General features: G+C 68.6%; 10 protein-coding genes. 9 read left to right on the forward strand and 1 reads right to left on the reverse strand.

Going from position 1 to position 8,830, the window contains the following annotated elements:
• Positions 1-170: 170 nt before the first annotated feature.
• Positions 171-1,520, forward strand: coding sequence for an APC family permease (locus Q0316_RS00415; protein WP_298667991.1), 1,350 nt, complete (start codon positions 171-173; stop codon positions 1,518-1,520).
• 136 nt (positions 1,521-1,656) lie between these two features.
• Here Q0316_RS00415 and Q0316_RS00420 read toward each other — a convergent pair whose 3' ends face one another.
• Positions 1,657-2,535, reverse strand: a complete 879-nt coding sequence (locus Q0316_RS00420; protein WP_298667994.1) for an OmpA family protein — start codon at positions 2,533-2,535, stop codon at positions 1,657-1,659.
• Positions 2,536-2,910: 375 nt separating this feature from the next.
• Here Q0316_RS00420 and Q0316_RS00425 point away from each other — a divergent pair, with 375 nt between their 5' ends.
• The 8 genes from Q0316_RS00425 to Q0316_RS00460 all read left to right on the forward strand — a co-directional run bounded on the left by Q0316_RS00425 (position 2,911) and on the right by Q0316_RS00460 (position 8,821).
• Entirely contained in the window at positions 2,911-3,396 is a 486-nt protein-coding gene (locus tag Q0316_RS00425) for a hypothetical protein (protein WP_298667997.1), read from the forward strand.
• Positions 3,397-3,485: 89 nt separating this feature from the next.
• Positions 3,486-4,721 carry a terminase family protein gene (locus Q0316_RS00430; protein WP_298668021.1) on the forward strand — a complete coding sequence of 412 codons (1,236 nt, stop codon included), beginning with the start codon at positions 3,486-3,488 and terminating at the stop codon, positions 4,719-4,721.
• A gap of 132 nt (positions 4,722-4,853) precedes the next feature.
• Positions 4,854-5,948 (forward strand): phage portal protein, encoded by a 1,095-nt coding sequence (locus Q0316_RS00435; protein ID WP_298668000.1) that lies wholly within the window; start codon positions 4,854-4,856, stop codon positions 5,946-5,948.
• Positions 5,945-6,238 (forward strand): DUF6127 family protein, encoded by a 294-nt coding sequence (locus Q0316_RS00440; protein ID WP_298668002.1) that lies wholly within the window; start codon positions 5,945-5,947, stop codon positions 6,236-6,238. Before Q0316_RS00435 ends, Q0316_RS00440 begins: the two co-directional genes overlap by 4 nt.
• A gap of 56 nt (positions 6,239-6,294) precedes the next feature.
• Positions 6,295-6,612, forward strand: coding sequence for an HK97 family phage prohead protease (locus Q0316_RS00445; RefSeq protein ID WP_298668024.1), 318 nt, complete (start codon positions 6,295-6,297; stop codon positions 6,610-6,612).
• 108 nt (positions 6,613-6,720) lie between these two features.
• Positions 6,721-7,713, forward strand: coding sequence for a phage major capsid protein (locus Q0316_RS00450; RefSeq protein ID WP_298668027.1), 993 nt, complete (start codon positions 6,721-6,723; stop codon positions 7,711-7,713).
• Positions 7,714-7,827: 114 nt separating this feature from the next.
• A complete protein-coding gene (locus tag Q0316_RS00455) occupies positions 7,828-8,094 on the forward strand; it encodes a hypothetical protein (protein WP_298668007.1) in 267 nt (88 codons plus the stop codon).
• 175 nt (positions 8,095-8,269) lie between these two features.
• Positions 8,270-8,821: a hypothetical protein gene (locus Q0316_RS00460; RefSeq protein WP_298668010.1), complete on the forward strand. Its 552-nt coding sequence runs from the start codon at positions 8,270-8,272 to the stop codon at positions 8,819-8,821.
• Positions 8,822-8,830 lie beyond the last annotated feature (9 nt).

Raw genomic sequence — 8,830 nt, forward strand, 5'->3', positions numbered from 1 at the left:
ATGACGGACGACGATCGGCGCGGCCCCTGCGGTAGCGGCGGCGAAATCCGGGGCCTTGTCCGCAAAGGGGAGGGCGACTGGAAGACCGCGTTTTCTGGCGACGGGGCCACGTCAGGATCAATATTGTTAAATCAGGCGCGCCGGCGCATCCTGATCGGGGGAAAAGGCCGATGCGGGATTCTTCTTCGGGCGAGAATCATCTGCTGCGCGCGCTGGGGCTGGCATTTGGCGTGGCGGTTGCGTTCGGGGCGATGATCGGCGCGGGGATTCTGCGGACGCCCGGCGGGGTGCTCAATCATCTTCCATCCGCCCCGCTTGCGATCGGCCTGTGGATTTTCGGGGCGATCCATGCGCTCGTCGGCGCGAACGTCGTTTCCGAACTGATGACCAGCGTGCCGCGTTCGGGCGGCCTTTTCGTCCCGGCCAGGGCCGCCTTCGGGCAAACGGCGGGGTTTCTGATCGGATGGTCGGACTGGCTGAACATGGTGGCCGCCGTCGCCGCGCTCGCGATTGCCGCAGGCGAATTCTCCGCGATCATGATTCCCCGACTGCGTGGAGACGAGGCGCTGGTCGGCGCGATGCTCATCATGATGTTCTTCGCGATAAACTGGCGTGGCGTCAGGGAGGGGAGCCGCGCACAAATCGCCAGCAGCGCGGCGAAGGGATTGTTTCTGATAATCCTTGTCGCGCTGATCCTGTTCCTGCCTAATTCTCCGCCGCCGCCGGCGGCGCCGCCGCCGCCGCTTTCCCGCGCCGCCGCGCCGGTATCGCTGCTTGGCGCGCTCGTCGCGTATCAGCTTATTTTCGGGGTTTATTCCGGCTGGCCCAATGCCGCCTATTTCGCGGAGGAGGATGTCGATCCGGGCCGGAACATCCCGCGATCCATGTTCCTGTCGATCCTTGGCGTGGCGCTGCTCTATCTCGCGATCAACGGCGCGCTCATCCATGCAGTGCCGATCGAGCGGCTGCGCGAATCGCAACTGCCGCTCGCGCTTGCCGTTTCCGCCGTGCTCGGGCCGTTCAGCATGAAGATCATCGCCGCGGGCGCCGTACTGATCGTATTGGGATGCCTCAACGCGAACATCATGGTCGGCCCCCGGATATTATACGGCCTTGCCCGTGACGGGCTGTTCCCGAAATTCGCCACCCGCATCAACGATGGCGGCACGCCGGGCGTGGCGCTTGTCATCACGATCGCTCTTTCCCTGCTGCTCACCTTCACGGGCAGCTTCGAAGCCATTTTTCTGGTGATGGGCGCTTTCGCCGTCTTTCCGATGCTCGTCGCCGACGCTTCGCTGTTCAAGTTGCGCCGCTCGCAGCCGGCGCTTCGGCGACCGTATCGCGCGATCGGTTATCCCGTGCTGCCCGCAATCGCGCTCGCGCTGGATTTCGGCCTGCTCGTTTCTTTCATGGTGACCGATCCGATGAGCGGGGTTTCCGTGGTGGTCGCGGTCGCGCTGTGCATTCCGGTCGCCGCGCTCGCCGGGAGGCGCCGAACGCGACTGGTGGCGGAACAGTAAGGAAGTTGCACCTGCATGGAACCATGCGGGTATACAATGCTTGGCTGGCGGGAAGCGGGCCGGTTCGCCCGGCCCGTTTCCGTTTCGGGGATATCGCGGGGGCGGATGCCGAGGCGTAACCCGCCCCCTGCGCAACTCAATTGGTGTCGACGGCCTTGCTGACCAGAATGTTCACCGCGACGCGGCGGTTCTGCGCCTTGCCTTCTGGCGTATCGTTGCTTGCCAGCGGGTCCGCCTTGGCCATCCCGGTGGGGGTGAGCATACGATAGGGCTTCCAGCCGCACGCCTGCTGAAGGTAATTGATGACGCGATTGGCGCGCTTTTCGCTGAGTTGCTGATTGATTTCATCGCCGCCGGTGGAATCGGTGTAGCCGACGACGAGGATCAGCGCGTTTTCGGTTTTGTCAGCGGTGTTCGCCGTGGCGCACAGCTCGGCCTTGTCCCCGGCGGACAGGATCGCCTTGCCGGTATCGAAGTGCACGTTGGTGGTGCTCTTGATATTATATTTGTCGATATCGCCCAGGCGCCCGCGCAGCGCCTCGGTCGCGGCGGTCTGCTCGTCGAAACGTTGGTCGGTCGCGTTGCGGATCATCGTCGCGGTCTTGAGATCGTTGTTGCGGAACGTGATCTGGCTCGCCACCAGGCCTTCGCCAGCATTCCCGTCGGCGGGCTGCAACGTCTTCACCGTAACCGGCATCCCGTTGAGCAGCGCGTCGGCGGTGAGCTTGTCGCGATTGCCGCCGAACAGGCCCCCGCCGGCCTTGATCCGCGTCGCTTCATTGATGGTGATGATTTGGCTGGCGCCGTCCGCGCTCTTGACCTTCATCTTGTCGCCGTTGCGCGCGATGATGACGCCTTTGATCTCTGGCCCGGCCGTCATCGCCGCGGGCACGCCCCTTACGACGACGCCGGGGCCGGGCGGGGCCTGTTCCTGTGCGAACACGCCGCACGGAACCGATATCGCCATGATGGCGAGCGGGAAGTTGAAACCTGGGTTCTTTGAAATGGTGCGCATCGACAGTCTCCTTTCGAACTGCCCACCGCTGTCGCCCTTTCTCATACATGAACGATCGCGGCAATACCGCAGGTTCGGTCGGTAATTTGCGCCAGCCACGCGACGAGCCGAGATCGCCGGCGCCGCGAATTGCCCGCCGGGGAGGCGGCGGATTCCTTGGCGGGTGAGCGTGTATAACCAAATGGGTACAAAATACTTGACAGCGCGACGCTCTTTTGGCACATAACGGGAACGCTGACGAATTGCGAGTCGGGGCCGGACGGGTGGCCGCGATGGCGCGGCGTCGGCGGGGAACGGGCTGGTGCGCGCGGGTCGATGATCCTGCTGCGCCCGGCCCGTTCCCGTTTCGGGGATATGCGCAGGAAGGAGAGATCCATGGAAACGGAGGCGAAGGCCGCGCCGGGCAATGGCGGGCATCCGCGCTGGCCGGAAGCGGGGCGCGAGGCGTTTCTCGATTGCCTCGCCGCCACCTGCAACGTGGCGGCGGCGGCTGTGGCGGGCGGGGTGCACGAGCAGACGGTCCACAAATGGCGGCGCAAGGATGCCGCCTTTGCGCAAGCCTGGGGCGAGGCGCTGGCGCTCGGCTATGCGATGCTCGAAACGCGGCTCGTCGGCCATGCGCTTGCCGGGGAGGCGGACGGGGGCGTGATCGCCGGCGGGGAGGCGATGCCGGCGGTGTCGGTCGAGCTGGCGCTCAAGCTGCTCACCCGCCACCGCGACGCGCCGGGCAAGCCGCGCCGCGAGAACGGCCATCCGCGCCGCTATGCCGACAAGGACGATACCGATCGCGTGATCCTCGCGCGGCTGGCGCAGATCGAGGCGCGGCGGGCGAAGGTGGCGGCGAGGGATCGCGCGAAGTGACGGGCGGCGGGAAGGTCGATCCCACGCCCGCGATCGTCGATCGGCTGCTCGCGCTGCCGCCGCGCGAACGGCGCTCGGCGGTGCTGGCGATGACGCCGATGCAGCGGCGCGAGTTCCGCGATCGCTGGGCGGCATGGGCGCATGACGGGCAATATGCCCCGCCCGGCGACTGGCGGGTGTGGCTGATCCGCGCCGGTCGCGGCTTCGGCAAGACGCGCGCGGGGGCGGAATGGGTCGGCGCGCTGGCGCGATCGGTGCCGGACGCGCGGATCGCCCTCATCGGCGCGACGCCGGACGATGTGCGCAAGGTGATGATCGACGGGCCAAGCGGGCTGATCGCGCTGGCGCATGAGGATCAGCCGCTGGAATGGAAGATGACGGCGGGCGTGGTGCGCTGGCCCAACGGCGCCACCGCCACCGTTTATGCCGCGAGCGCGCCGGAGCGATTGCGCGGGCCGGAACATCACTTCGCCTGGTGCGACGAACTGGGCAAATGGGGCCGGGGCGGCGAGGCGGCGTGGGACAACCTCATGCTGACGATGCGGCTGGGCGATCGCCCGCGCGTGCTGGTGACGACCACCCCGCGCCCGACGCGGCTGATGCGGCGCGTGATGGCGCTGCCCGGCGTGATCGAGACGCGCGGAGCGACGGAGGACAATCCGCACCTTCCCGACAGCTTCGTGGAGGCGATGGCGCAAAGCTATGCCGGGACGATGCTCGGCCGGCAGGAGCTGGAGGGCGAACTGATCGACGAGGTGGCGGGCGCCTTGTGGTCTCGCGGGTTGATCGAGGCGCGGCGCGTGGCGCTGGTGCCCGATGCGGTGCGCGTGGTGGTGGGCGTCGATCCGCCGGCGGGGACGGGGGGCGATGCGTGCGGCATCGTCGCGGTGGCGCTGGGTGCCGACGGACGCGGCTATGTGCTGGAGGATGCGAGCGTGGCGGGTGCGACCCCCGAGCGCTGGGCGCGCGCGGTGGCCGCCTGCGCCGAGCGGCGCGGCGCGGACCGGGTGATCGCGGAGAAGAATCAGGGCGGGGAGATGGTGCGCGCCACATTGCTCGCCGCCGATGCGGCGCTGCCGGTGACATTGGTGCACGCCAGCCGTGGCAAGGCGGCGCGCGCCGAGCCGGTCGCCGCGCTCTATGCGGCGGGGAAGGTGTGGCACGCGGGCGCGTTTCCGGCGCTGGAGGACGAGATGTGCGGGTTATCTGCGGGCGGCGGCTATGAAGGGCCGGGCCGATCGCCGGATCGCGCCGATGCCCTGGTGTGGGCGCTGACCGAATTGATGCTCGGGCGGCGCGGGGCGGCGGCATTGCGGGAGTTGTAGGCCGCCCGCTTCCCCGTTCGCGCCGAGCTTGCCGAAGCACGGATTTTTCTTCGGAAGAAAGAAGTGCAGCCCTTCGACAACCTCAGGGCGAACGGACGGGGCACAGGAATTCCTCTCCCAAAGGAGACTAACATGAAATTGTTCGGCTGGAAGGCCGGGCGCGAGGGATCGCGTCCGGCGTTGTCGCGTGGCGGCGGCTATTTTGACGAGGCGGCGCGGTGGCCGCAGGGCTATGAGGCGCAGGTGCGTGCCGGCTATTGCGGCAACGCCATCGCGCAGCGCGCCGTCAGGCTGATCGCGGAAAGCGTGGGCGGCGCGCCGCTCGACGGCTCCACGCCCGAACTGACGCGGCTGATGGCGACGCGGATCGGGGGCGAGCGGCTGCTCGGCGTGATCGCGGCGCAATTGCTGCTCCACGGCAACGCCTTCATCCAGATATTGCGCGATGCCGATGGCGCGGTGGTGGAACTCTATCCGCTGCGCCCCGAGCGCGTCGCGGTGGAGCTGGATGCGGGCGGCTGGCCGGCGGGCTATGCCTATCGCGTCGGCGGGCGGGTGACGCATCTGTCGGATGAGGAGGTGATCCACATCCGCAGCTTCAATCCGGTGGACGATCATTATGGCCTCGGCTGCCTCGGCGCGGCATCGGCGGCGGTGGCGATTCACAATGCGGCGGCCAATTGGAACAAGGCGCTGCTCGACAATGCCGCGCGCCCATCCGGCGCGCTGGTGTACGATCCGGGCGACGGATCGGCGATGACGGCGGAGCAGTTCCGCCGGCTGAAGGAGGAGATGGAGGCGGGGTTCGCCGGCGCGGGCAATGCCGGGCGCCCGATGCTGCTGGAGGGCGGCCTGAAATGGCAGGCGCTGAGCCTTTCCCCCGCCGATATGGATTTCGTCGGGCTGAAGGCGGCGGCGGCGCGCGAAATCGCGCTGGCGTTCGGCGTGCCGCCGATGCTGCTCGGGCTGCCGGGCGACGCGACCTATGCCAATTACAAGGAGGCGAACCGCGCGCTGTGGCGGCTCACCGTGCTGCCGATGGCGGATGCCGTGCTTGGCGCGCTCGCCGCCGGGCTGGCGCGGTGGTTCCCCGACGCGCGGCTGGAGATTGATCCCGATCGCGTGCCCGCGCTGGTGGAGGATCGCGAGCGGCTGTGGCGGATGGTGTCCGCCGCGGACTTCATCACCGACGCGGAGAAGCGCCAGATGGTCGGGTGGGCGCAATGAGCGCGGGGATCCTCGCGCAACTGATCGCGCAAGGCTCCGCCGGCGGAGCGGACCTCGCCACGCTGCGCGCGATCGCGGAAGAAGCGGGCGAACTGGGCGCGACGCGCGCGCTGACCCGGCTTGGCCTGGCGGACGATGAGGCGACGCGCGACGTGGCGGAGCTTCGCGCGCTGCTGACGGCGTGGCGCGATGCGAAAAGCAGCGCGTGGAAGGCGTTCGCCGGATGGTGCGCGGCGGCGCTGCTGGCGCTGCTCGCGGTGAAACTGGGGTTCGGCCAATGGATGAAGTGACGCGCATCCGAGGCCATGCCGCGGTTTACGACCGGGTGGATCGCGCGGGCGATGTGATGCGGCGCGGGGCGTTTGGCGTGCCCGTGCCCGTCGCCGTGCCGCTGCTGATGCAGCATCGCGGCGCACCCGTCGGCACGATCGAGGCGATCCGCGAGGATGCGCGCGGGCTGTGGATCGAGGCGATCGTCGACGATGCGGATGCAGCGCGGCTGGTGCGCGGCGGTGCGCTGCCGGGGCTTTCGGTCGGCTATCGCGCGACGGCGACGCGGCAGGGGGCGTGGCGCGAGATATTCGCCGCCGATCTGGTGGAGGTGAGCCTCGTCGCCCGGCCGGCGCAGCCGCTCGCGCGGGTGGAACTGGTTTCAGGCGATTGAGATCGGGCGGCGCGAGTTCGCCGCCCTTTTTGCCGGCGACAGGGCCGGTTTTCCTCCCTCCCCCGTCGGGGCGAGGGCTTTGCGGAGGTGTGCATGAACGAGATGGTGATGGCGCGGCCGGTGCTTGAAGGCGCGGCAGTGCAGACGGGAAGCCGCGTGTTCGCGGGCTATGTGCGCAGCGGCGCGACGATGGAGATGAAGGCGTTCAGCGGGGTTTCCGGCGACACGGGCGGCTATGCCGTTCCACGAGAGATCGACGCGGTGATCGACGCGACGCTGAAATCGGTATCACCGATCCGCGCGATCGCCAATGTGGTGACGGTGGGGTCGGCGGGCTATCGCAAGCTCGTCACCACCGGGGGCACGCCATCGGGCTGGGCGGCGGAAAATGGCGCGCGGACCGAAACGGGGACGCCAAGCTTCGTCGAGATCGCGCCGGTGATGGGCGAGCTTTATGCCAGCCCGAGCGCGACTCAGGCGATGCTCGACGATGCGATGTTCGATGTCGAGGGCTGGCTGGCGGGCGAGATCGCCGCCGAATTCGCCAAGGCGGAAGGCGCCGCGTTCGTCAACGGCAACGGCACCAATCGGCCCAAGGGCTTCCTCCAGGCGCCGACCGCCACCACCGGAGACGGCACGCGCGCGTTCGGCACGCTGCAATATCTGCCGTCGGGCGCGGCGGGCGATTTCTCCGCCAGCCCGCAGGAGCGGCTGATTGATCTGGTGCAGAGCCTGCGCGCGCCATACCGGCAGGGCGCGGTGTTCGTGATGAACGCCGCCACGCTTGCGCGCATCCGCAAGTTCAAGACCAGCGACGGCGCGTTCCTGTGGCAGCCGGGCCTGGCGCAGGGGCAGCCGGCCACCCTGCTCGGCTATCCGGTGATCGAGGCGGAGGACATGCCCGATATCGCGGCCAATTCGTTGTCGATCGCGTTCGGCAATTTCAAGGCGGGCTATCTGATCGCCGAGCGCGGCGAAACCGCGATCCTGCGCGATCCCTATAGCAACAAGCCGTTCGTCGGCTTCTATGCCACGAAGCGGATCGGCGGCTGCGTCTCCAACAGCGAGGCGATCAAGCTGATGAAGTTCGCCGCGAGCTGAGCTTCGATTTGCGCAAGCAAATCGAAGACTCGGCGCGACCGGGCGGCGAGGTCGCATAGCGACCTCGTCCGACGGTTGTGCCGCCACCCATCATCACAAGAAATGAGGGCAGAAATGGCCGATCAGTTTGCGAACAGCGCCGATAGTGTATCGGCGCCGGCGACGCGCGCGGTGGCGGTGGCACCGCATGACAGCAACGCGCTCAGCGATATTCCCAAGGCGCTCTATGTCGGGACCGGGGGCAGCGTGGCGATGCGCGGGGTCGCGGGGAATAGCGATCAGATCTGGAAGAACGTGCCGAACGGCGCGCTATTGCCGTTCCGCGCGCAATATGTCCGCGCGACGGGCACCACCGCGAGCGACATTCTGGCGCTTTATTGAGTGGTAAGGCGAGCCCGGCCCGCTTCCCCACCCCGCCTCCCATTCAGGATACCATCGTGGGAGGCGGGGTGGGGGAGCGGGCCGGCGCCGCTCCCCGCACCAAGTGCGCCGCCAAAGTAGCGGAGACAGACATGATGACGATAATGACGACCGGCGCCGCGCGCCGGGGCGGACGATGAGCGCCGCCCCGATCCCCGCCGCCGCGATTGCCGCGGCGGTGGTGGCGGCGCGAGACCTGATGCGCAACGCGGGCGAAGGCGAACAGGCGCTGATGGAGCAGCTCGCCGGTGCCGCGATCCTGCTTGGCGAGGCGTTCACCGGCAGCCTGCTGATCCGCCGCACGGTGGAGGATGTGCTGCCCGCGTCCGCCGAATGGCGGATGCTGGCGGAAGCGCCGGTGAGCGCGATCGCCGGGATCACCGGGCTGCCCGCCGATGGCGCGCCGTTCGTGCTGCCCGCGGATGGCTATGCGATTGATATCGACAGCGGCGGGCGCGGCTGGGTGCGGGTGATGCAGCCGGGCAGCGCCGGGCGGATCGCGGTGAGCTACACCGCCGGGCTTTCGGGCGACTGGGACGGCGTGCCCGCGCCGATCGCGCAGGGCGTGATCGCGCTGATCGCGCATCTGTTCGAGGATCGCGGCCGCGCGACGCAGCCGCCCGCCGCCGTCGCCGCGCTGTGGCGCCCCTATCGCCGCCTGCGGCTGGCGACGGAGCGGCGAGCATGACGCGGGCGG

The organism is uncultured Sphingomonas sp. (assembly GCF_937871615.1).
In the GTDB taxonomy this organism is placed as follows: Bacteria; Pseudomonadota; Alphaproteobacteria; order Sphingomonadales; family Sphingomonadaceae; genus Sphingomonas.